This window comes from Vibrio sp. 2134-1, assembly GCF_033339495.1.
Genome location: NZ_JAWOUS010000011.1, coordinates 43,045 through 67,349, shown reverse-complemented (window position 1 = coordinate 67,349; position 24,305 = coordinate 43,045). Strand labels below are relative to the sequence as shown.

Sequence of the window (24,305 nt, the reverse complement as noted above, 5' to 3'; positions counted from 1 at the left end):
ATTCAGTTATACGCTGAATGTCCACGAAAATCGACTACTCAACATACAATTACGTGTGTTTTATCATTCACTGGTGCTTTTTAGTACAACAAATGTTCAAAAGCGCACCAAAGCGAAAAAATTGGGGAGGATTATAGCGTGAAATTACCTATTTCAGCAAAACTCTCGTAAAGTATTCACACGAGTAGCAAGCAGTAAAGAATAATGGATAACTTACCTCTTCGACTTGGATTGACGATGTGGTCGCACAATCAATGGCAACAAAGTTTTTACGGCAGCGGGACAAAGCCCGCTGAACGTTTAGAAAGGTATGCGCAAGTGTTTCATACCGTGGAAGGCAACACGACATTTTATGCCACACCGACGCTCAATACAGTGCAAAACTGGAGAGCCGCAACCCACGATGATTTTCGCTTTACTTTCAAACTTCCTAAAGCCATCACTCATGAGCAAATGCTAAGAGGTTGCAGCGAACAACTGAGAGACTTCATGAAGGTCATGGAGCCTTTGCATGACCGTGTGGGCCAATGGACAATTCAATTACCAGCCGCATTTGGTCCTGAGCACCTTGATCGACTGAAAAAGTTCTGTGCGAGCTTTCCACCTAACTTCCCTCTCGGTGTTGAGGTTCGTCATATGGCATTTTTCTCCAAAGGCGAAGAAGAGCGAGCACTTAACCAATGGTTAGTAGAGAATAATATTGACCGTATTATTATGGATAGCCGCCCAGTCTTTGCCGCTAAGCCCGACAATGAGGCGATTATTGATGCACAAATGAAAAAACCACGAGTCCCTGTTCACGCCATTGCTACCGCTTCACACCCTTTGATTCGCTTTATTGGTCATCCAGAAGAACAGCAAAACTACGAGTTTTTTAAACCATGGCTCAGCAAGTTGCCACAATGGATTGCCGAAGGTAAACAGCCATATGTCATGATCCATACCGCAGACAATATAATTGCGCCAGAGTTGGCCGCAAACCTATATAAAGACATACAAAAGCGTATCACACTCCCTGAGTTATCACCTTTCCCAGCTGACGATGGCAACTCGCAGTTACAGATGTTCTAACGCAACACATGACAGAGGCGCGAAATTCCCATAAAATACGCGCCTTTTTTGGTGCCTGACATTTTCAGGCGGCTTGTATGCAGAGACTTAGTTATGAACCCTAAGAGCAATCCAGATACTATTTTTTCGGCTCCAATCGATAAAATTGGGGATTTCACGTTCGATGAACGCGTAGCGGAAGTATTTCCTGACATGATTCAACGATCGGTACCGGGTTACAGCAATATCATTTCTGCAATCGGTATGCTGGCAGAGCGTTTTGTAAAACCTCACTCAAACATCTATGACCTTGGCTGTTCTTTGGGTGCTGCAACATTGTCTATGCGTCGCCATATCAAACAAGAAGGTTGCCAAATCATCGCAGTGGACAACTCTCCAGCGATGGTTGAGCGTTGTAAACTTCACGTCAACGCTTACCGCAGTGACACTCCTGTGGATGTAGTAGAAGCAGACATTCGCAATATCGAAATTGAAAACGCATCCGTTGTGGTATTGAACTTCACACTGCAGTTCCTTTCTCCAGAAGACCGCTATGCTCTACTAGAGAAAATCTACGCGGGTCTGCGTCCGGGCGGTATTTTGATTCTGTCTGAAAAGTTCGTGTTTGAAGATGAAGTGTCGAACGAACTGTTAATTGACCTTCACCACGACTTTAAACGTGCGAATGGTTATAGCGAACTAGAAATCAGCCAAAAGCGCAGCGCGATAGAAAACGTAATGCGCCCAGATTCAAAGAAAGAACATAAAGAGCGTTTCGCTAAAATTGGCTTTTCTAGCTACGATGTTTGGTTCCAATGCTTTAACTTCGGCTCCATGTTCGCGATTAAATAGACCATGCATACAAAGCCTGAACCATACCGATTTCGGCTTTTGTTAATAATTTATACCCATCAACTCAGCGATTAACTAACTATGTTTAACTTTGCAAATTTCTACCAATTGATTGCCCAAGACACCCGTCTTCAACCTTGGCTTAATGTGCTTCCACAACAGCTAACGGATTGGCAAAATGCAGAGCACGGTGACTTTGGTCGCTGGTTGAAAGCCCTGAACAAAATCCCAGCGGGTAGACCGGACAACATCGACATTGTTGATTCTGTCACGATTTCAAACAATGAGCCCATGCCTCAAGGGGAACTTAAAAAGCTAGAAAGCTTACTTCGTACATTCCATCCTTGGCGCAAAGGCCCATACAACGTACACGGCATCCATATTGATACTGAGTGGCGCAGTGATTGGAAATGGGACCGCGTGCTTCCGCATATTTCACCATTAAAGAATCGCAGCGTACTCGATGTTGGTTGTGGTAACGGCTACCACATGTGGCGCATGCTAGGCGAAGGTGCACGCTTAACTGTCGGTATCGATCCATCTCACCTGTTTCTAATTCAGTTCGAAGCAATTCGTAAACTAATGGGCGATGACCAACGTGCGCACCTATTGCCATTGGGCATTGAACAGCTACCTAAGTTAGAAGCGTTCGATACGGTATTCAGCATGGGCGTTCTTTACCATCGCCGCTCGCCTCTCGATCATTTAGTGCAACTAAAAGATCAATTGGTATCTGGTGGTGAACTCGTATTGGAAACACTCGTTATTGAAGGTGATGAGAATGCAGTACTGGTCCCGACTTCTCGTTACGCGCAAATGCGTAATGTCTATTTCTTCCCTTCAGCAAAAGCCCTAAAAGTGTGGTTAGAATTGGTCGGTTTTGAAGATGTTCGTATCGTTGATGAAAACATCACATCCGTAGATGAACAACGTACCACAGATTGGATGACGCATAACTCTCTACCTGACTACTTAGATCCGAACGACCCAAGCAAGACTGTAGAAGGCTACCCTGCCCCTCGCCGCGCGGTTCTTGTCGCTCGCAAATCATAATTCGCTGAGATTCCTGACATTGTCTTAACTCATTTTACGAGTTAAGACATTACCCTCTTTCCTCGTAATGAGCGAGTTTGTTTTTTGAATCCATTTGTCACGTCAAAATATAAGCACGCTCTAAATAAGGATGCGCTTTTATGTCCTTGATTTTTGGCTTTTCATCACTATTCCTCAAACAATAAGTAATAGAGAAACATTCTTACTTGTGAGGCTTTATCGATATAAGCTAAACTCCTAAAAAATAAACAACTTAATCCAATCCCAAGGTTTTCAATGTTATTACGATTGACCCCGATTGTTGCCATCGCCTTACTATCTGGATGCTCACTAACCAAAGGCGAACAGTACCACCAAGAAACGTTAGCGGCGATTCAAAATTCAGAAGCGAATGTCAATAATCGCATTACCAACCTAGAGCTACAGCTCAGCAACCAATCGGACTATATCGACAGCCTTGAAGAACAAGTCGATAAACTACAGGTTGAACTTCTTACATTTCGCGATGAAGCAATGGCAGAAGTAAAAAAACCGAAAGAGCCGATTATTGTCCAATCTCCCGCTCCTGTGGAACCAACCCCAACTCACGATATTGTCCTTGGCTCTATCGAAAAGGTCACGGTAGAGTCGATTAAGCAAACTTTTGATGCACGTATCGACACTGGTGCTGCGACGTCGTCTTTAAATGCCGTTGATATTGAAGAGTTCGAAAGAAATGGCAAAAAATGGGTCCGATTCCACTTAGCAGACACCAGTAAATCCGAAGAAGAGAAAAGTACTTGGATCGAAGCTCCTGTCATTCGCTACGTCAAAATCCGCCAGGTTACCAGTGAAGAGTTAGAACGCCGCGCTGTGGTAGAACTTTGGGTGCGCGTTGGAAAAATTCATGAAAAAGCGCAATTTACGTTGGCAGATCGCTCACATATGAACCATCCTATTTTACTGGGTAGAGAATTTATGCGCGACATAGCACTTGTCGATGTAAGTCGTACCTATATCCAAACGGACGAAGATAAAAAATAATAAGGTAGATTATGACGTCAAAAATACCGTTTTACCTTTCTATCATCTTATTGGTGATTGCGGGCATTGCTCTGAGTGTTTTCAGACATGAAAACTACGGCGTGCCTTGGACGCCAGGCGAAACTCGCCAGGTGTGGGATGTAGAAGCTCGTATTGAGTTCAATGCTAACGGCAACGAAGTAAAAGCGTCACTTGCAGCACCTCATACGCAAAGTGGTTACACACTTATCGGTGAATCTGCTTCTTCATCAGGTTATGGCGTTTCCTACATCAATGACGATTCAGGCCGTCGTGCAGAATGGTCAATTCGCCAAGCTCAAGGGCCACAAACCATATACTACAAAGCCCAGTTCTTAGTAGACCCTCAGGCTAAAGTCACTCCGTTACCGCCAACGGAAGACATTACGCCACCAACGCTATCAGCACCACAAGCAGCAGCGGCAAATGCCCTTATCGAACGTGCGATGAGTCGCTCAGCCGATAATGTGACGTTTACTCGTGAGCTTATCAAAGCGCTTAATGACCCTGATAGCCAAAACTCGTCGCTACTACTGAACGATTTCAGCCGTACTGATGCACTGCATAACATTTTGCTTACCGCAGGTATACAGAGCAAAACCGTCGGTGTTATCGAACTAGAAGATGGTCGTCGACGCCAAACAATTCAACCAATGGTTCAGGTTTGGTCAGGTAAAGATTGGGTACTGTTTTCGCCAAAATCCGAACAAAAAGCAGTGAAACCCAACTTGTTAGTGTGGGATGAATCAAACGTATCCTTACTTGACCTTGTTGGTGGTAAAAATAGCCAAGTGCATTTCTCGATGATTAAGCAAGAAATGACACCACAACAAGCTACAAACAACAAAATAGAAGCAGATGGATTACTGAATATTTCAATTCATAGCCTACCTTTGGAAGAGCAAGCGATGTTCAAAACCATCATGCTCATCCCTATTGGTGCTCTGATCGTTGTGTTCTTGCGTGTGATTATCGGCCTGAAAACATCCGGTACCTTTATGCCTGTGTTGATTGCCGTTGCTTTTGTTCAAACTCAACTATTAACGGGTATTGTCGGTTTCTTGCTAATTGTAGGTACAGGCCTGATTATTCGAAGCTATTTGTCTAGGTTGAACTTATTGCTGGTAGCAAGGATATCTGCGGTCATTATTACCGTTATTATGATCATCTCGGTGTTCACCGTTGTTGCGTTTAAAATGGGCTTAACAGAAGGCCTAACAATTACCTTCTTCCCTATGATCATCTTGTCTTGGACGATTGAACGTATGTCAATCCTATGGGAAGAAGAAGGTGCGAAGGAAGTTGCTCTGCAAGGTGGTGGTTCATTGCTGACAGCGGTATTAGTTTACCTTGCAATGACGAACTCATACATTCAACACTTAACCTTTAACTTCATTGGTCTACAGTTGATTGTTCTGGCCGGTATTCTATTACTAGGTACTTACACCGGTTACCGCCTCACTGAGCTACGACGCTTCAAACCACTAGCGGAGGACTAAACGATGTTCGAAAGTTTTACTTCGCCGTCTAAGCTTCGCCATAAAGGCATTATGGGGATGAACAAGCGTAACCACAGCTATATTGGCCGTTACAATGATCGTTCTAAATACCCACTTGTCGATGACAAGCTAAAGACCAAAATTATTGCACAGGCAGCAGGAGCAACAGTTCCTGCCCTGATCGGTGTCATTCATAACCAAGCTGAAGTTAAGACTATCCACAAAATGGTTGAGAACTGGCCTGGTTTTGTAATCAAACCTGCACAAGGTAGTGGCGGTAAAGGCATTCTGGTTGTTACGTCTCACAAAAACGGGGTATATACCAAACCCTCCGGCTCTACAATTGGTAGGGATGAGGTCGAGCGTCACATTAGTAATGCGCTTGCTGGCCTTTTCTCTCTTGGTGGTAAAAATGACGTTGCTGTGGTTGAAAACTTAATCAAGTTTGATGACTGTTTTGATGGCTTCAGTTATGAAGGCGTACCAGATGTTCGGATCATCGTATTTAAAGGTTATCCAGTTATGGCGATGATGCGCTGTTCTACAGCGGCTTCCGACGGCAAAGCAAACCTTCACCAAGGTGCGGTAGGAGTAGGCATTGACATCGCGACAGGTAAAGCCGTCAGAGCGGTGCAGTTCGATCATCCAGTGACTCATCACCCTGATACAGGTAAAGACCTTTCGACCCTTCAAGTACCGCATTGGGAGCGCTTGCTGGAGCTTGCGTCAAGTGCCTGGGAAATGACAGGTTTGGGATACATGGGTACGGATATGGTGCTGGATAAAGATGAAGGGCCTATGGTTTTAGAGCTTAACGCTCGCCCTGGTCTGGCAATCCAAATCGCTAATGGTGCAGGCTTGCTTCCTCGTTTGAAACACATAGAGAGCCTTGGCACACCTGCTGAGTATCCAAAACCGATTGAACGCGTCGCTTACGCGGCAGAGCAGTTCGGTGTGAAGCCGTTGTTCTAACCCTTCGACATAATGTTCGTTATTACTCGCCAGTAATTGTCATGATTACTGGCGTTTTTGTTCCCGCATCCAAAAACCTTGCACTTGCTCTCCTTATTAAACACATCCTTCTCATATATAAGTTGAATCAATGATCGAGCTAACAAAATCAACATAGATCGTTTCTTTTCTACTTTGCCTTTTGAGTATGATGAGAGCTCCCCTTACTCAACTTGAGAGGTTGGGAAATGCTAATAAAAGAAACAAATAATGATGAACCAGAGCTTGAAGAACAAGAGAGCTTAGACCAACACCTACAACGCTTGTCTGAGCTTTCTGTCCAAGCACTTGAAGAGCTTGCTGAAATGATCGAAGTCAGGGACGATATTCCAGAGGAATAAACGTCGCTTCCTCATTAAGTTCCGCTAATAAGCCGAGACTGCCGTCCTACAGTCTCGGCTTGTCTTATGTTGTTCGAAGCCTGCCTCGCAAACAGATACAAAAACGCCCGCGTTCATTGCGAGCGTTTTGTTAGATTCGAAGTTTACGATTCAAACTCTTCAATCATCTCTTGTGCTTCAGTCTTAGGCTTATCCGTTTGACCAAAACCACGCAGACCAACCACGTGTACGTGTTCGTGATCTTTAAACACCTTACGCACCAGTTTGTAGGTCGTACCTTTCTCTGGGCTGATGTTTTCAGGCGCCGCGATAAGAAGCTGCATATCCAGACGGTCACACAATTCGAACAATGTCGCGATCGATTTCGCATCCAGACGCGCTGCTTCATCCAAGAAAAGCAAACGACAAGGCACAATGTCTTTGCTGCGTAGACGACGAGACTCTTCTTCCCAGCTTTGAACAACCATCAGAAGGATTGACTGACCGGTACCGATCGCTTCACCTGTTGATAGCGCGCCAGACTCTGCTTGTAGCCAACCGTCTGTACCACGGTTCACTTCTACACTTAGCTCTAGGTAGTTACGGTAATCCAGTAGCTCTTCACCCAGAACCTGAGGAGAACGTTGACCCATATCGATATGTGGGTTCACGCGTTGGAACAGTTTCGCCATTGCTTCAGAGAAGGTAAAGCGAGTCGATTCAAACAGATCTTTATGCTGCTCTTGCTGTGTCGCTAGTCCGTTCAGTAGCACTTCGTGACTTTCACGAATCTTCACGTTTAGACGTACGCCCTTCACCTGACCAAACGAGATGTTCGACAAACCTTGGTTCAGCATACGAATACGGTTTTGCTCACGCTGAATCGTCTTCTTAATGATACTCGCTACTGACTCAGAGCTGATCGCTAAGCGGTTTTCACGTTGCGTTAGCTCTTCCGTTAGACGCGCCAGCTCGACTTCCATCTCTTCGATCGCTTCTACTGGATCATCAGTACGGATGATATCCTGACGAATACGTTCACGAAGATGTTGGTAAACCGCAATGTAGAACAGAACTTTACGCTCTGGGCGAGCGTTGTCTTCTGATAGACGCAGCGCATCACGCAGGTCGTCATTGTTCGCAACCGCTAGACGCAGCGCACCCAGTGATTTATCCGACATCGAACGCAGTTCATCCGCTGACATGTAAGCCAGTTCACGCTTGTGTAGACGACGCTCAACATCGTTCTCACGCGCCAAACGAAGTACTGAACACCAGCCGGCTTTCGCTGCAACAACAAAGGTACGCAGCTCAACGTATTCTTTCTGAACTTTCTTCAGACGTTTCGCCAAGCCTTTCATCTCGAGTTCAGTAGAGGTGATCGTGCGCTCGTATTCGCTCTTACGGCTGCGAGACGTGTGTAGACGCTCGTGCAATTCGTCACGACGACGCATTGCGCGCTCTTCTGCACCTTCGTCAGCGTTCACGCCAAACTCTTGAAGCTCTTGTTTGAACTCTTGAACCGTTTCCAGTTTCGCTTGGTGTGAACTCTTCAATGAAGCTAATACTTGGTTGTATTGGTTCATTTGACCTTGCGATTGCTTCAACTCTTCACGAGAGCGTGTACGCATTTGTTCAGCTTGAACCAGTTTAGCTTTTAGCTGCTCGCTCAGTTCGCTGCTCTTGTTCAGTAGGTCTACTGAATCTGAGTAAGCGAAGTAGTGACGACGTTCAACGAGATCCGAGAGTGCAAAGATTTGCTTCTTAAGATCTTGTAGCCGCTCGTCTGCCGCTTTGTATTCTGCTTCTAGTGCATCGAATTGCTCTGGGTCAGCATCAAGCGCAGACGCAATATTCTCTAATTGCGCGACGGCTTTTGCATGGTTGCTTAAGAAGTTCTTCGCCTCTGCAAGCTGAGCGATTTTCTCTTCTAGCTCATCAAAACGCGCTTGCAATGACTCATCTTCAACAAGCACCATGTGTGACGCTAGCTTGTCCAGAGAAGACAACGCTTGCTTGCTGGTTTGAAGCTGAGAACGTTGTTGTTGCTCTTTCGCATCCAGATCCGCCAGCACGCGAGCAATTTGGTTACGCTTATCACGAATAGTTGCCAGTGCTTGTTCTGGATCGGCGTCAAAAGCAACCTGAATGTGGTTAGACACAAATAGGTTAAACGCTTGGTACAAGCGCTGCATTTTCTGAGAATCAAACGCCGCTTTTGCGTGTTTCTCTACCACTTCTTCTCGTTCGTTACGCAGCAACTCTAGACGCTGCTCACGTGCCGCACGGCCAAACAATGGGATCTCAGGCAAGCGAGAGTAACGCATTTGGCGATCGTTCATACGAACGCAAACCGCGCCCTCTAACTCTTCTGCATCGAACGAGCTGTCATCAAAGGCATCGATGTCACCTTCAATGATGTACAAGTCTTCTGGACAGTCGTCTAGCTCTACCAGTTTCTCTTCGATGCCTGACAAGTCAGAAACAACGATAGCGTGACGAGCCGGACCGTACATCGCACTGAAGTAAGGCGCGTCATCAATCGTGATGTCATCGTAGATCTCAGACAGCAATACACCGCCCAGCGTATCTGCCAAACCTTTCAGGCGAGGGTCATTTGAACCACCAGGAGAAGCAAGACGCTCAATCTCAGAGTCTAGCTGGCTACGGCGCTCAGCAAGCTTATCTTTAGCTAAAGACAGCTCCCTTTCTTGTTCAAGGACAACTTGCATGTGGTTCATTACCGCATGGCGATCCTCAAGCTCTTCACCGCTCTGCTCTCTCAGTTTCTCTAGCGCATCGTTCGCCGCAATCCAAGCTGGTGCTATTGCTTCAAGCTTACTGATTTCTGCCACCGCGTTTTGCTCTAGACGGCGCTGTTCACCACGCTGATCACGAACTTCTTCTTGAGCTATCTCTAGTGATTCGATTTGCGTCGCATGACGTTCACGTTCTTGTTCAAACGTAACCTCATCGGTTAGTTCAACGTGATATTGCTTTTTGTATTCAGCAACCAGTTCACGTGCTTGACGCTGCTGGTTAAGGCTGCGTTCGAGATCACGGTGTTGTGCTCGCCATTGCTGTTCGTTTTGCGCGATTTGTTGTGACTCACGCGCTTTCGCAATTGCGGTTTTCGCATGTTCAGACGCGTCTTTGCGCTCAACTTGACCAACGATGCTTTGTACTAGTTTAAGCGCGGTTTCAAACTGCTCTGCCGCTGCAGAAGACATGTCCAGCTTGTGCTTAACCGATAGCAACGCATTGGTGTTTTCTGATTCTTTGCTCTTAAGCTCAGAGACAAGCGCTTGAGCCGATTCCGCCGTTAGGCTGTCATCGCCAAGTAGCTTCTTCGCTTTCTCCAGCGCTTGAACTGCTTGTTGATATTGAAGGGCGCGAGTTTGCTGAACGTCAAGAGCTTGCTGGTAATCAGCAAGTTGCGTCTTAAGGCTATCCACCTCTTCTTCTGCAACGGTAGCTTGCTCTTCAGCCATCATCACGCGTTCTTGCGCTTCTTCCACTACCATCATTTGTTCTTCAAGACGCTCGCTCAGCTCTTCAAGATCTTCTTGGTAGCGTTCGATCTTCTCTTGCTGACGCAGCGCGTTTTGCACAAGTTGCAAGTGATCAGAAGCCGCTTGGTAGTCTTGCTCTAAAGAAGATTCTGACTCGATCAGCAGTTCCAGCTCTTCTTGAACGCGGTTAAGCAGATTGTTTTGCTCAATCAAGGTCTCGCGAGAACCAAATAACTCTGAACGCAAAGACAATGTCTGTTCTAGTTTTTTACGGCGCTCGTTGGCATGGCGCATATAGTCCGCCGCCACGTAGTTGGTCGACTCTGTAATCAAGTGTTTGAACAAGTCACGGTCTGCTTGCGTGGTTTTGATCGCTTCTAGCGTCATGCGGTTTTCACGCAACGCCGATTCCATATCTTGGAACGCTTTCTTCACGCCGCCGTTTTGTGGCAAAAGGTAGTCACGTAGCGAGCGTGTAATCGCACTTGAGATACCACCGTAAAGCGATGCTTCAATCAGGCGGTAGAATTTAGAACGGTCACCAGAGTTACGCAGTTTCTTCGGAATCACACCGAATTCAAACATTTGCGCGTGGTAATCCACGATAGAAGAGAACGCTTTGAACTGAACACCTTCAAATTCCGCGATCGATTCTTTTACTTCGTTGATTTGACGTACACGAGCTTGAGTCGCAGATACGCTTTCAACCAAGATATCCGTTGGTTTCACATGGCTTGGAAGACCTTGGATAACAAACGGTTTGATGTCTACCTTCTTATCACGACCCGCAACTTGCTGCAGTTTTACTGCAAACAACAGGCGTTGGTTACGTGAGTTCACCACGTCTAGCGCCGCATAACATGCGCCCGGCTGTAGCTTACCGTACAAACCTTTGTCGCGAGACGATTGGCTGCTGCCTGCTTCTGTCGTGTTACGGAAGTGCAGCAGCGTTTGGTCAGGAATCAATGCGGTGATGAACGCCGCCATTGTGGTTGATTTACCTGCACCGTTACCACCTGATAGCGTGGTGACCAGACCATCGATGTCAAACGTACGGGCAAAGAAGCCGTTCCAGTTGACCATGGTCAGCGATTGGTATTTACCGCGTTCAATCATGCTCATGCTTCACCCTCTTCTGTTGTTTCTTCTTGGGCTTGATCGTCTTGATCTTCTTCAGACAATAAGCTGCCTTGGCTTGGCTCTTTGGTGTGCACTACTGCTTCACCATCACGGATCAGACGCAGCTGCGCTTCACGCATGTCATCGCCAATACGTACATCGGCACCAAAGCGGAATACCGCTTCACTGATGCTGAATTTACCGGTTTCACCGATGTTGATGATCATGCCTAGGCGACGCAGACGACGAAGTGACGTACGTACTTTTTCAAACAGCTTTTCTTTATCGAGGTCAGAACCAGTCGCACGGTTCGTCACTAGCTTCATCAGCTTGTTTTCATCTGCTAGAGCAAGCAGTTCGTCGTACAGCTCTTGGTTAGTGAAGATGCCTTCGTGCGCAAGACGCTCTGGGCTTAGATAAAGGAAACACAGTACCTTACCCACCAGCATATCCAGTTCAGAAAGAACACTACGGCCAATCAGAGACGTTGAACGAGGACGAAGATAGAAGAAACCTTCTGGCGCTTTCACCAATTCGGTGTTGTAGCGTTGGTAGAAAGAAGAAAGCTCAAGTTCGAAATCCGACAGCAACGCGTGGTTGTCTAGATCTTCACTTGAGATATGACGCCCTGCTCGAAGCATGCTGTCTAGCGCTGGGAACAGAGGGTTAGAAATTGCTTTTGCCAGATTCTCTGACATGTATTCATTAGTATCGGTCGATGACATTCGCTTGTACCTTTGCCCCAAATTCGTTGATTGCTTTCCAGTCTGGTTGAATCGCTTGGTAATCCGATTCTGAATACCCTAGACGTACAGCTTGATCGACGATAATGCGAGCTAAATCAAAATGATGAGTGTAAGGGTGCTGTGCAAGGTAATCTCGCAGTACCACACTCAAATCGATTGGTGTGCCTTGATCTTTATGCGCTTTTAGCATGTCACCAATTCGTTCAGACAGCTCATCATTGACTTGTTGAAACTCTTCGTATTCTACTTCCATCGGAACTTGACCCGTGACCTCGTCATCACGCAGTACTAGGGCCTCATCACGAAGGTCAGAAAGCCTCTCCGCATCTGCATAAGTCAGATACCAAGGCGCATCGAAGTAATCTTTGACGGATTGACGCAGACGCGAGCTAAACGCACGGTTCTTATCCATATCGATTGCAGTACGAATAAACTTGTGCACGTGTCGGTCATAACCAATCCAAAGGTCGATCGCTTGCTGGCCCCAGCTTGTGATTCGGTCCAGCTTCATTTGCAGACCAAACAAGGCTTCTTCGATAAACTCCAGCTCAGGGTCACCGTAAACAATTTCTTGAATATCGAGGATCTGAGTTTGCAGTTCATCACTGGCGGCTTGCAGCGTATCTTGAAGTTCACGCAACGTGCTTGATGTTTCTGACAGAAGTGCTTCACAGTTGTTGATCGCTTCGCGCCAGTCCTTGTTAAGCAGGTCAGCAATCTGTTGTTTCACTGACTGTTGCTGCTCATCCATAACACGTTGGTTGAGGTCAATTTGATCGAAAATTTCGCCTACAGAATATTTTAAAACACCGTATACGTTTTTCTTCCAGTGACCCGGTGTGCCACCTTTTTGTGCTGCCTCAATCGCTTTCGCCATTTCATCCGCTACCATGGATAGCTGGATAGATAGACGCAGTTTTGAGAACTCACGATGACGCACGTAGTAGTCGGTTATTCCTATCGCTAATGGCGACAAGCGGTAAATGCTCGCTCCGTCAGTAATCTCACTGACAAAACGGCTCATAAGACGCTGCTTAACCATCTCGTTGATCGCATTGTTCGCACGAAAAGCGGAGGCTTCGCCGGTCTCATCAAATAGTCGAGTGACGATGGCAAATGCATCATGCAGTTCACCTTCACCCAGTTCTTCATCGAACCTTTCATTACTCAGTACGGCAATGGCTATCAAAAATGCCAATCGCTCTGTGGTCAGGTTCAACGAGAAATCGTGCTGCTTAACCCAGCCAACCAGCTCATCGATTGGTTGCTCTGCAGCATTGAGAGTCATCTCACTCATTGTTATTCCTGTTTATCGTTCTTTTTAGCCCACACATGAATGTAGCGGCCTAATGAGAGGTATGGCTCTTGTCGACAAAGTTGTTTTTCTAGCGCCAACACATCTTCAAACTCGTAATCACCCATGTATTCCATATTGCCTATGTAATCACTAAATGAGCGAATACCAGATTTGCCACAAATATTAAAACCTGAATTTTCTATCCACTGGTAGACTTCTTCAGGTTTTAAGCCTTTTTGCGGCTGTAGTTTAAATCTTTTTCGGTGAGGCATGCCGTCTAATATATGAGGAATGTTGCCACAAACCACGTTTTTATAGACTAAACCGTGGTGGTTGTAGAACATGACTGATGCGATGCCTCCCGGTTTTACTTGTTCTAGAACTGTTTCAAGTGCGGCCTTAGGATCAACCAGCCACTCCATCACAGCGTGGAACATAGCCAGATCGACCCGTCCATCCATATGTTCACCGATGGATTGGACAGGCGAATGAATCAGGCGATACTGCTCAAGCAAACCGTTTTTTTCAATATCCTGCTTAGCCAACTGCAGCATTTCCGAAGATAGATCACATAAAGCGATTCGATGTCCGAGCTTAGCAAGCTTTTGCGACATTTGTGCCAAACCACCACCAGCGTCTAACACTTCTAGGGGTTGCTGGTCAGCATCTAATTCACTTAGAATCTGTAGAAAATCTTCCCACACAATGATTTGGCGGATCTCCCCTTTATCGGAGCCGTAAATATTTTTTGCAAATTTGTGGGCGATATCGTCGAAATTGCGGTCTTCTGTCACTTCTGCTGAGTTATCATAACGGATTGTGCCGCTATTCTGGCACAAGGAAAGCAGGAATAAAGAGGGATACCCTCATTTTTATTATCAATTGATGTTTTTTCGGACTATTTATGTATGTTTGAGCTGAAAAAAGTAGTGTCAGCCATGCTTATGCCCCTTCCGGCATTGCTGCTGATAGGCTTGTTGGGTCTTGCTCTCATTAGTTTTACTACAAAACGTAAAACTGGCTGCTTCGTTGTTCTATTCTCTTTTGTTGGCATTTTTCTTGTTGCCTTCCAACCTGTTTCAACCAAGCTTCTTATGCCGTTAGAGCGAGAGCATAAAGCCTTTTTGCCAGTTTCTGGCACCATCGACTACGTGATGGTTTTAGGGAATGGTCATGTTATCGATGACGAAATTCCACCCACCTCGCAGTTAAGCCGTGCAGCATTAATGCGCTTAACTGAGGGCATTCGTATTTTAAGAATGTATCCAGGCGCGAAATTAATCTTATCCGGCTATGCTGGCGGATCTGAAATTAGCCACGCGAGAATGATGGCGAACGTTGCCCTAGCCTTAGGTGTAGCAAAATCCGATATCATTTTATTAGAGGATGCAAAGGATACGTGGGAAGAGGCACGTCAAGCGGCTGCATTCGTTCAGCAAAAGGAGATTGTGTTAGTCACCTCTGCAAGCCACATGAGCCGTGCATTGTATGAGTTCAACGCAGCAGGCATTAAACCAATCCCAGCTCCGACCAACTTCTTAGCTATTAGCGAAATCAGTCAACCTTGGGATAAATACTCACCTAAAGCGCGTTACTTAGAACAAACAGAGCTTTATTGGCATGAGTACTTGGGCAGTATTTGGCAAAGGTTGCGTGATACTGTCGGCCAAACACCAATGGTTGAAGCAAACTAGTATTATCTTGAAGCCACAAAAAAGGAGAGCCGAAGCTCTCCTTTTTCTTTTTACGATTGAGTTATGTTCAAACTAGTCACCAGCAAACATATAGCCCTCGCCGTGTACCGTTACAAAAATCTGTGGGTTCTTAGGATCGAACTCCATTTTTGCGCGCATACGTCGAATAAGAACATCAATGGTGCGGTCATTCGGCGCATCCACTCGATGGCTGATCATGTTCAAAATACGCTCACGACTTAACACCTGGTTAGGGTAAGACGATAATGCCACCAAAAGTTCATACTCTGCTTTAGTTAGTTTTACTGGCTCACCGTTGCGGCTAAGTGCGCGACGTTGAATGTCGAATGTCCACTCCCCAAAGCGCACAATGTGCTCTTCACTGGTTTCATTCGCTTTCGAGCTGCCACTGCGCGCTGCTGAAATACGCCACAGCAAGTTTTTAACGCGAACTAACAGCTCTCTCAGTTCAAAAGGTTTTGTCACATAATCGTCAGCACCCATTTCTAGGCCTACGATTTTATCAATGCTATCCGTGCGTCCTGTTACTAATATGATACCAATATCCGATTGGCTACGTAACTCACGAGTAAGCATCAGGCCGTCTTCACCAGGCAGGTTAATATCCAGCATGATCAGGTCTACATCGCCCGCTTGCAAAACTTCACGCATTTCCGCGCCACTCTCTGCTTCGCTGACTTGGTAGCCCTCATTTTGGAAATATCCCGCAAGCTTACTACGAGTTACAACATCATCTTCTACGACTAATACGTGATAGCTCATTTACACCACTTTTCTGTCTTCTTATTATCCAAGACGTATTCTATTCATAACTAGTAACATTTCTAGTCATAGATACATTAAAACGCAAGATTTAGCGTTTTTATTGATTCAAAACAAGCTTACCCACTGCTATTAATAAACGGTCATTTTTGACCATAAAACATAACAATTATAGTTACTGCTATTCATTTTAATTGATTACACTTAGGGGATATCCCTAATTGACTTTGTGATGCATGACTTGAAGCATCATTCAGGAGCCCAAAATGCAAGAAGTGAAAGCTTTTAATGAAAAACGCGCTGAAATTTACTGGTGGTTTTCGAGCTTGTTCGCAAAAGAACTAACAGAGAAAGAATTGGAAGCCTATCACAGTGTTGAAATTCGCAGTTTTCTCGCAGGCTTAGGTGAAAATGAGTCGCTGAAACCAGCCGTTGATAGCCTAGTTGATGCGCTGAATCGGTTACAAGATCGTGAAGATGCACAACTAGAGCTTGCAGCTGACTTTTGTGAACTGTTTTTGAAGACAGAAAAATACGGCGCTCTTCCTTACGCATCCATGTACATTGGTGAATCAGGTTTACTGAATGACAAGCCAGCTGAGGAAATGGAAAAGTTGATGGCTGAATTTGGCGTTCAAGTAGACGAAAACCTAAAGGAACCTGCGGATCACTTAGCCGTTGAGCTCGACTTTCTCGGGAACATGATTATCCGCTCAAACGAGCTTGAACAAGAAAAACACATGGAAGAAGCCTTCGTTAAACAAAACGACTTTATCCAGCAACAATTGATGTCTTGGTTACCTCAGTTTTCAGACAAATGTAAACAATTCGACGAATTTGGATTTTACTCGAGTGTCGCGAAACTATTAGTTGCATTTTGTAAACTAGACAGCGCCTACCTTCTTGGTGAATAATTGCCGCCTATTTTTAGGGAGCCTGCCTATCGGGCTTCCTGTATGCCGAAAGTGACCAATTGTAAGTAACTTGGGTATAATATTCGTTTGCCTTAACTTAGCGCAAAGACGCTTGGTTATTTAGCAGTCAAAATGTGACTTCAAATACACAAATCTCGTGCTGAAAACATTGCTAGTCAGTCCACATAGGGCTAAAATGTGAGCGCAAACGATTAAATATGATTTATATGTAAACCGCTGAAATATAGCGGTTTTTGTGTTTTCTTAACAGGTTGATGGCAATTTCTCATCAGATAGAAAAAAGATAAAATTCATCGACCGATGCTGCTACGCACCCTTTTGTCGCACTTGGATCAACCGCTGCCGAGACACTTAGCGCCAATTTTATATTGCTAGGTGTGAAACCATTAGAGCATCAGGTACATCCAATACGACATATTTCAGTAGCTCGATACAGGACACCATTTATGGCCACGATAAAAGACGTTGCTCGCTTAGCCGGCGTTTCCACTACGACAGTTTCGCACGTTATCAATAAAACGCGTTTCGTTGCAGAAGCAACGCAAGAAAAAGTAATGAAAGCCGTTGACGAGCTGAATTACGCGCCAAGTGCCGTTGCACGCAGCCTAAAATGCAACTCAACTCGTACGATTGGCATGTTAGTAACTCAATCAACTAACCTATTTTTCTCAGAAGTGATTGATGGCGTTGAGAGCTACTGTTACCGCCAAGGCTATACTCTGATTTTATGTAACACAGGCGGGATTTACGAAAAACAACGCGATTACATTCGTATGCTGGCTGAAAAGCGCGTTGATGGCATCCTAGTGATGTGTTCTGACTTAACCGAAGAACTAAAAGAGATGCTTGACCGTCATGCGGACATTCCTAAAGTGGTCATGGATTGGGGCCCAGAGAGCTCGCAAGCAGACAAAATCATGGATAACTCAGAAGAAGGTGGCTACATTGCGACCAAACATCTGATTGACAATGGTCATACGGATATCGCTTGTCTAAGCGGTCATTTTGAAAAGCTTGCTTGCCAAGAGCGCATTGCAGGTTTCCGTCGCGCAATGAGCGAAGCGAACCTAGCTGTAAATGAAGACTGGATCCTTGAAGGTAACTTTGAATGTGATACGGCCGTATTAGTTGCAGATAAAATTACCGCAATGGACAAGCGCCCGACGGCGGTATTCTGTTTTAACGACACAATGGCTCTCGGCCTAATGAGCCGCTTGCAACAAAACGGGATCAAAATTCCTGAAGATATTTCAGTGATCGGCTACGACAACATCGAGCTTGCAGAATACTTCTCTCCACCGCTAACGACTATCCACCAACCTAAACGTCGTGTTGGTAAAAATGCATTCGAAATTCTACTTGAGCGTATCAAAGATAAAGAACACGAAAAACGAATTTTCGAAATGCAACCTGAGCTTGTAATTCGAAATACTGTGAAAAAAATGAACTAAATTTCACTGTATTTAACACGGTTAAATAAGCGCTCTACAGGGGCGCTTATTTTTTTGGAAAAATTAAGCATTCTCTAATACTTCACACCACTCTAATAACAATTGACTAACGTTAACTCCCTGTTTTATATAAATGTAATATATATTAAGAACTCCTTTTCAAAGGCCAATTTGCACCTTTCCATATGCAAAATAGAGCATTCAATCTATCATTTTTATTGAACCGAAATCACACTTTTAACGCTAAACCGTGATGTTAATTCAATATAAGAAGTATGCTCATTGTGTCACGCACAGGGCAAACCATTCGAAAGAGTGGGACGCAAAGCCTCCGGCCTGAACCATATTACGATATGGAAGGTAGCGGGGTTACCGATGGCAAGTGTGTAAGCAATGACTTTACTCTGTAATGACATTGTTTTTACGCATGTTTGCTACTCTCTCGGACCTGACTTTTGGTGGCGTAATATTAATTACACCGAGATAACAAAACATGGATAAACCGATACTCAAAGACTCTATGAAGCTATTTGAGGCACTTGGTAATATCAAGTCGCGCTCAATGTTTGGTGGCTTCGGACTATTCGCTGATGAAACAATGTTTGCACTAGTGGTAAACAATCAGCTTCATATCAGAGCAGACCAAAAAACTTCATCTGACTTCGAGAAACAAGGGCTAAAGCCTTACGTTTATAAAAAACGTGGCTTTCCAGTCGTTACAAAGTACTACGCTATTTCCAGCGATTTATGGGAATCAAGCGAACGCTTAATCGAAGTAGCGAATCAATCATTGAAAAAGGCAAAGCTTGAGAAAGAACAGCAAGCAAGTACAAAGCCTAACCGTTTGAAAGATTTGCCTAACTTACGACTGGCTACCGAGCGCATGCTAAAAAAAGCCGGCATCGAATCCGTAGAGAAGCTTGAAGAGGAAGGTGCGCTTAACGCCTATAAAGCGATAAGAGATACGCACTCTGCAACCGTCAACATTGAGTTGCTATGGGCACTAGAAGGTGCTATCAACGGCACTCATTGGAGTGTGGTACCTCAAGCTCGCCGAGATGAGTTGATGAACGGCCTCCAATAAAAGTCGGCCTAAAAACTATCTTGTAAAACCGCAGTCTAATCTGCGGTTTTTTTGTGAAATTTTTTCGGTTTTCCTACTGTCTTATTACATATATCCCAAATTGGAATCAAAATTATGAATAAGAAACTGATATTAGGTCTCATCCTACTAGCGGCTATCGTCTTTTTAGGTATTAACTTTGGCCAGTATTTAACCTTAGAGAATGCAAAAGCCCAACAAGAAGCACTAACTACATACATCGATCAGAATTTTGTATTCTCGGCTGCGATTTACTTTTTTACCTACATTGCAATTACCGCTTTTTCTATCCCAGGAGCGGCAGTAGTCACCTTACTTGGTGCAGCCTTATTTGGTTTTTGGACAAGCTTGCTACTGGTTTCTTTCGCTAGCACTATGGGGGCAACACTGGCCTTCTTGAGCAGCCGATACTTATTGCGTGACTGGGTACAAAACAAATTCGGAAATAAACTCAACGCAATTAATCAAGGTGTCGAAAAAGACGGAGCTTTTTATCTATTTTCCTTGCGTCTAATCCCTGTATTCCCTTTCTTTCTAATCAACTTACTGATGGGCTTAACGCCGATGTCTGTAGGTAGATTTTATCTCACTAGCCAAATAGGTATGCTGCCAGGCACAGCCGTATATCTGAATGCAGGTACTCAATTAGCAACAATTGAAAGCCTATCGGGCATTGTTTCACCCGCAGTATTAGCGTCTTTTGCGCTATTGGGACTATTTCCAATCATCACTAAATGGGTTATGGATAAAGTAAGGCCGACACCAAGTCAGCAAAACTCGTAATTGGTGAAGTGGGTATTTTGATGAAAATATTTATCGCTAAAAACCCAGCAGAAGCACACATTGTATGTGAGCTGCTTAAAGTGGAACAAATTTACTGTGAAGTTCGTGGAGAAGGTATTTTCGGCTTAAAAGGAGAACTGCCGTTTGGTGATGATACCGATCCTTATGTGTGGCTTTTTGACACTGCACAAAAGATGAAAGCTGAAGAAATAGTAAAAGCATATCGAAAACAATCCGATAGGCATGAGTATCAAGATTGGCAATGCCCAAAATGTCATGAAATAAACGAAGGGCAATTTGGTGCATGTTGGCAATGTGGATATCAACTAGGAGAGCTATAGCGGCTCTCCTATTCAGTGGATACACTCAGTTTTAAGCACATACAGCTTGCTGTTTAATAAACTCGATGGAGTGTTGATTGAAGTCTTCTGGACGCTCTACATTGCATACATGACCACAATTCGGGATTTCTCGTAGAATGCTGAGCTTATGTGCTGCAACCATTTCTTTGACAGGTTTAATAAACATGTAATCCCTGTCGCCCATTAAGTAGAGAGTCGGAATGGGTAACTCTCGATCTTTAAAATATTTCATTAACGGATTTACATCAGCAGCAAGAATAAACCAACGTTTAAATTCTTTTTGGCAAAGCTTCTTGGCTTCGCGAATAAAAAGGTGGCGAGATTCTCGTTGGCTTCTTTGAGGCATAACAATATAAGCGAACAGTTTGTAGAGCCACATGTACGGTAGGATATGCTTACAAAAATTACCTAATTTCACCAATATCTGAGAACGAGTGTTAAGCCTTGTGACAGCACCGCCGAGCACCATCGAACGTACGCGCTCTGATGACAATTCAGCAAGGTTTCGAACAATAATGGTACCAAGCGACATACCGACAAAATGAGCGGATTGGATCTTTAAATGGTCCAATACTTTCAAAATATCTTGAGTAACTTCCGTAAAGGTATAACGGCTAGCAATGAGCTCTTTAAGTAACTGATTTGACTTTCCATGCCCTCTTAAATCGATCAACAATAAGTTAAAGTGTTGCTTGTAAGCTTTAATTTGCTTGAACCAGATAGAAGAGCTACCACCAGCACCGTGCACAAATACAACCCACTCATGACTAGTAGGGTGCAAATAGGTTTTATGAAAAAGTAGCGGCTGGGTCATATTCAGTATCAAAAAGATCGTGCTATTGAGTAAAAAGCCATCCTACCACACTCCCCTTACTCAAGATAATAAAGGCACCTCATTCGGCGCCTTTCGTTACAATTTTAAGTCAAACTAACGCTGAGTGGTAAAGCTGCAAATAAGATTCTGCGGCCTTTTGCCAACAAAAGTCTTGTTGCATCGCATGCAACTGTACTTTATTCACTTCAGGCTCGTTTTGAGCGTAGAGCAACAGTGCCCTTAGCATCGTTAACAACAATGCCTGCGGTGTCGGTTCGAAAAAAACAAACCCCGTTGCTTCAGATGGGTTTACATCATAATCGCTAACGCTGTCCTTTAAGCCACCAACACCGCGTACTATCGGCAATGTACCGTAAGCCATACTATAGATTTGATTCAAACCACATGGTTCAAACTCAGAAGGCATCAAGAAGAAATCAGAACCAGCTTCAACGATATGCGCAAGTTCATTGTCATACGCTTCTACAAAGGCAAATTTGCTAGAAAACTGCGCGGTAACCTCTCGTAGCTGAGCGGCAAGAACAGGGTCTCCGGTCCCAACGACAACTAGCTGAACATCGTGCTTCAAAAAATCGGCCAAAGCAGGCAACAAGTAATGAACGCCTTTCTGCTGGGTCAATCGACAAACCATACCGAACATAGCTACATTTTTTTCGGGCAAATTTAGTCGTTGTTGTAATGCTTTTTTACAAGCTTTCTTCCCTTGCGACATACTTTGCTGGTCGGCGCAGTAATTAACCGGCAAGTAGGTATCCGTTTCCGGATTCCAAGCGCTGTAATCACAACCATTCAAGATGCCGACTAAGTCCTGTGCACGTTGCTGAAACTCCCAAGCCATGCCGTGACTGCCAAGCTCTGTTTTTAGTTCCTCTGCGTACGTAGGGCTAACCGCGTTTATCTTATCTGCATTCATTACGCCAGCTTTAAGCATCGTAATATGCGTTGCACTCACCGCAGCATCGGGAACGTTTCTACAATGAAACTCTGGCAAACACTGCACGTCTTCATAACTAAATACGCCTTTAAAGACCGCATTGTGAATTGAAATGACGCTTTTAGTATGAGCAAAGAACGGATCATTGCCATACCTGTGCTTGAGCAAAAATGGAACAAGACCTGTGTGCCAATCGTTCGCGTGTATGATATTAGGTTGAAAGGCGAGCTTGGGTAACATGTCGAGACATGCTGCACTAAAAAACGCAAAGCGCTCGCCGTTATCAGTATACGCTTGGTTGTTCTCCGCATACATTGATGGTCGATTGAAATACGGCGGACAATCAATCAGGTAAACAGGATTTTGACCTAACATGAGCCGCAAAACTCGATACTCCGTATGCGGCCATGATGTTAATTTTGTTTCTAATACAACTTCTGCGTCTGCGAGTTTATCAATACTACTGTACGCAGGGATGGTAATTCTTACGTCTTGCTGTAGGTTTTGAAGGGCTTCCGGTAGTGCCTTGGCAACATCTGCCAAGCCACCACTTTTAATGAGGCCTTCAACCTCAGAAGCTACAAACAGAATAGATAAGTTGTTAGTAGCCAACTCGAGCTCCTTTCGGAATAACAACAATGCCCTCCTCAGACACGTGGAAGTGTTTTTTATCTTCTTGAAGATTCACACCAATCTGAGTACCAGGAGCAATATCGGCATCCTTGTCGACAATCACACGACGTAAAACACAGCCTTCGCCAATTTTTACGTCACCAAGAAGTATACATTCGCTGATATCGCAAGCAGAAGCAATATTACTGCGAAAACCAAGCACCGACTTTTCGATTCTTGAGCCTCTAACATAGCTGCCATTACACACTAAACTATCGATTATCTGCACACGACCATTATCAGAGTCGGTAAATGTCGCAGGTGGCAATGGTGGGTAGTAGGTGTGCAATGGCCATTTACGGTTGTACAGCGAAAATGGTGCATCTTTTTCTAGCAGATCCATATGCGCTTGCCAGTACGCATCAATAGTTCCGACATCACGCCAGTACACCTCTTCTTTTTCGCCACTGATTTTGTTGGTACTGAAGTCATACACGAACACATCACCTCTAGGGAACATCTTTGGAATGATGTCCTTTCCAAAATCATGTGATGAAGCTTCATTATCCGCATCTTCGACCAACTCTGAGAACAGTACCTGAGCTTCAAAAACATAGTTACCCATTGAAACTAAAGCGTAATCAGGGTCACCAGGAATCGACTTCGGATTTGCTGGTTTTTCTTCAAAGCCAATCATACGACCTTCACTATCCACTTCGATAACCCCAAATTGCGACGCCTCTTTTAGTGGCATGCGCAATGCAGATACCGTCAAAGAAGCCTGCTTTTCTGAGTGGAAGTTCAGCATTTGTTTGATATCCATCTTATAGATATGGTCAGAGCCAAAAATACAAACTTGCTCTGGTTCTTCTAATTCCATAAAACGCAGGTTTTGATAGATCGCGTCCGCCGTCCCTTCGTACCAACGTTTACCAGTACGCATTTGAGCGGGAATAGGATCGATAAAGCGGTCTGTAATGCCGTTGATGTTCCACCCCTTTTTTAAGTGATGGAATAAAGATTGAGATTTAAATTGGGTTAGGACGTAAATGCGCATCAAATCCGCATTAACAAAATTGTTTAGAGCAAAATCGATCAATCGATAACTACCACCAAACGGTACCGAAGGTTTACTGCGAGATTCCGTTAAAGGTCTCAAACGAGAGCCTTCACCGCCAGCAAGAATCATTCCCAAAACACCAGCCATTTGTTGTTCTCCATATCGTTATAGCTTGGATTTGGTACTCGCTTGAATGAGTCATACTCGGGGAGTCAAGCGAATACATTTAGCAACCGTCTCTGAGTTTCTGTGAA

Annotated in this window: 21 protein-coding genes and 1 riboswitch; of the genes, 13 read left to right on the top strand and 8 right to left on the bottom strand. The window is 44.6% G+C overall.

From position 1 onward, the window contains the following. The first annotated feature begins 204 nt into the window (after positions 1-204). The 7 genes from R7R78_RS13660 to R7R78_RS13630 all read left to right on the top strand — a co-directional run bounded on the left by R7R78_RS13660 (position 205) and on the right by R7R78_RS13630 (position 6,847). Positions 205-1,071 carry a DUF72 domain-containing protein gene (locus R7R78_RS13660; protein WP_167415110.1) on the top strand — a complete coding sequence of 289 codons (867 nt, stop codon included), beginning with the start codon at positions 205-207 and terminating at the stop codon, positions 1,069-1,071. A 93-nt stretch (positions 1,072-1,164) separates the two neighbouring features. Further along, positions 1,165-1,902 carry a carboxy-S-adenosyl-L-methionine synthase CmoA gene (gene cmoA, locus R7R78_RS13655; RefSeq protein WP_054575109.1) on the top strand — a complete coding sequence of 246 codons (738 nt, stop codon included), beginning with the start codon at positions 1,165-1,167 and terminating at the stop codon, positions 1,900-1,902. Between the two features lie 81 nt (positions 1,903-1,983). Next, positions 1,984-2,955, top strand: a complete 972-nt coding sequence (cmoB, locus tag R7R78_RS13650; RefSeq protein WP_017820038.1) for a tRNA 5-methoxyuridine(34)/uridine 5-oxyacetic acid(34) synthase CmoB — start codon at positions 1,984-1,986, stop codon at positions 2,953-2,955. 276 nt (positions 2,956-3,231) lie between these two features. Further along, positions 3,232-3,978, top strand: a complete 747-nt coding sequence (locus R7R78_RS13645) for an ATP-dependent zinc protease (RefSeq protein ID WP_005378391.1) — start codon at positions 3,232-3,234, stop codon at positions 3,976-3,978. Between the two features lie 11 nt (positions 3,979-3,989). Next, entirely contained in the window at positions 3,990-5,495 is a 1,506-nt protein-coding gene (locus tag R7R78_RS13640; protein WP_005378389.1) for an inactive transglutaminase family protein, read from the top strand. A gap of 3 nt (positions 5,496-5,498) precedes the next feature. Beyond that, the gene (locus R7R78_RS13635; protein WP_005378387.1) at positions 5,499-6,467 is read left to right on the top strand and encodes an alpha-L-glutamate ligase-like protein; all 969 of its coding nucleotides are present in this window, start codon (positions 5,499-5,501) and stop codon (positions 6,465-6,467) included. A 227-nt stretch (positions 6,468-6,694) separates the two neighbouring features. Continuing rightward, positions 6,695-6,847 (top strand): hypothetical protein, encoded by a 153-nt coding sequence (locus R7R78_RS13630; protein ID WP_005378381.1) that lies wholly within the window; start codon positions 6,695-6,697, stop codon positions 6,845-6,847. A 143-nt stretch (positions 6,848-6,990) separates the two neighbouring features. On the opposite strand, the gene mukB is transcribed toward R7R78_RS13630, so the two are convergent. Genes mukB through cmoM form a run of 4 tightly spaced genes read right to left on the bottom strand, consistent with a single transcriptional unit; the run spans position 6,991 to position 14,294 of the window. Next, a complete protein-coding gene (gene mukB / locus R7R78_RS13625) occupies positions 6,991-11,454 on the bottom strand; it encodes a chromosome partition protein MukB (protein ID WP_033905342.1) in 4,464 nt (1,487 codons plus the stop codon). Between the two features lie 2 nt (positions 11,455-11,456). Further along, positions 11,457-12,182, bottom strand: a complete 726-nt coding sequence (mukE, locus tag R7R78_RS13620) for a chromosome partition protein MukE (protein ID WP_005378379.1) — start codon at positions 12,180-12,182, stop codon at positions 11,457-11,459. Further along, positions 12,163-13,500, bottom strand: a complete 1,338-nt coding sequence (gene mukF, locus R7R78_RS13615; RefSeq protein ID WP_017634722.1) for a chromosome partition protein MukF — start codon at positions 13,498-13,500, stop codon at positions 12,163-12,165. Before mukF ends, mukE begins: the two co-directional genes overlap by 20 nt. Positions 13,501-13,502: 2 nt before the next feature. Beyond that, positions 13,503-14,294 (bottom strand): tRNA uridine 5-oxyacetic acid(34) methyltransferase CmoM, encoded by a 792-nt coding sequence (gene cmoM / locus R7R78_RS13610; protein ID WP_225473814.1) that lies wholly within the window; start codon positions 14,292-14,294, stop codon positions 13,503-13,505. A gap of 114 nt (positions 14,295-14,408) precedes the next feature. Between cmoM and elyC the strand changes: the two genes are divergently transcribed. Continuing rightward, positions 14,409-15,194, top strand: coding sequence for an envelope biogenesis factor ElyC (gene elyC / locus R7R78_RS13605; RefSeq protein WP_005387893.1), 786 nt, complete (start codon positions 14,409-14,411; stop codon positions 15,192-15,194). Between the two features lie 72 nt (positions 15,195-15,266). Here elyC and torR read toward each other — a convergent pair whose 3' ends face one another. Next, positions 15,267-15,977 carry a two-component system response regulator TorR gene (gene torR, locus R7R78_RS13600; protein ID WP_005378370.1) on the bottom strand — a complete coding sequence of 237 codons (711 nt, stop codon included), beginning with the start codon at positions 15,975-15,977 and terminating at the stop codon, positions 15,267-15,269. Between the two features lie 266 nt (positions 15,978-16,243). Between torR and torD the strand changes: the two genes are divergently transcribed. From torD to R7R78_RS13575, 5 genes are all read left to right on the top strand, one after another. Beyond that, complete coding sequence (torD, locus tag R7R78_RS13595) at positions 16,244-16,891, top strand: molecular chaperone TorD (protein ID WP_017820035.1); 648 nt, start codon at positions 16,244-16,246, stop codon at positions 16,889-16,891. Positions 16,892-17,358: 467 nt separating this feature from the next. Continuing rightward, a complete protein-coding gene (gene purR / locus R7R78_RS13590) occupies positions 17,359-18,363 on the top strand; it encodes an HTH-type transcriptional repressor PurR (RefSeq protein ID WP_005378368.1) in 1,005 nt (334 codons plus the stop codon). 287 nt (positions 18,364-18,650) lie between these two features. Then, positions 18,651-18,740: riboswitch (cyclic di-GMP riboswitch) on the top strand. Positions 18,741-18,856: 116 nt separating this feature from the next. After that, the gene (locus tag R7R78_RS13585) at positions 18,857-19,447 is read left to right on the top strand and encodes a TfoX/Sxy family DNA transformation protein (RefSeq protein WP_005378367.1); all 591 of its coding nucleotides are present in this window, start codon (positions 18,857-18,859) and stop codon (positions 19,445-19,447) included. A gap of 114 nt (positions 19,448-19,561) precedes the next feature. Further along, positions 19,562-20,248, top strand: a complete 687-nt coding sequence (locus R7R78_RS13580; RefSeq protein ID WP_225473793.1) for a TVP38/TMEM64 family protein — start codon at positions 19,562-19,564, stop codon at positions 20,246-20,248. Positions 20,249-20,268: 20 nt separating this feature from the next. After that, complete coding sequence (locus tag R7R78_RS13575; RefSeq protein WP_017820033.1) at positions 20,269-20,589, top strand: DUF2007 domain-containing protein; 321 nt, start codon at positions 20,269-20,271, stop codon at positions 20,587-20,589. Positions 20,590-20,620: 31 nt separating this feature from the next. Here R7R78_RS13575 and R7R78_RS13570 read toward each other — a convergent pair whose 3' ends face one another. The 3 genes from R7R78_RS13570 to glgC all read right to left on the bottom strand — a co-directional run bounded on the left by R7R78_RS13570 (position 20,621) and on the right by glgC (position 24,198). Then, the gene (locus tag R7R78_RS13570; RefSeq protein WP_005387891.1) at positions 20,621-21,424 is read right to left on the bottom strand and encodes an alpha/beta fold hydrolase; all 804 of its coding nucleotides are present in this window, start codon (positions 21,422-21,424) and stop codon (positions 20,621-20,623) included. Positions 21,425-21,533: 109 nt separating this feature from the next. After that, complete coding sequence (gene glgA / locus R7R78_RS13565; protein ID WP_225473792.1) at positions 21,534-22,991, bottom strand: glycogen synthase GlgA; 1,458 nt, start codon at positions 22,989-22,991, stop codon at positions 21,534-21,536. Then, on the bottom strand, positions 22,981-24,198 hold the full coding sequence (gene glgC, locus R7R78_RS13560; RefSeq protein ID WP_017634726.1) for a glucose-1-phosphate adenylyltransferase: 1,218 nt from the start codon (positions 24,196-24,198) through the stop codon (positions 22,981-22,983). The genes glgA and glgC overlap by 11 nt, the downstream gene beginning before the upstream one ends. Positions 24,199-24,305 lie beyond the last annotated feature (107 nt).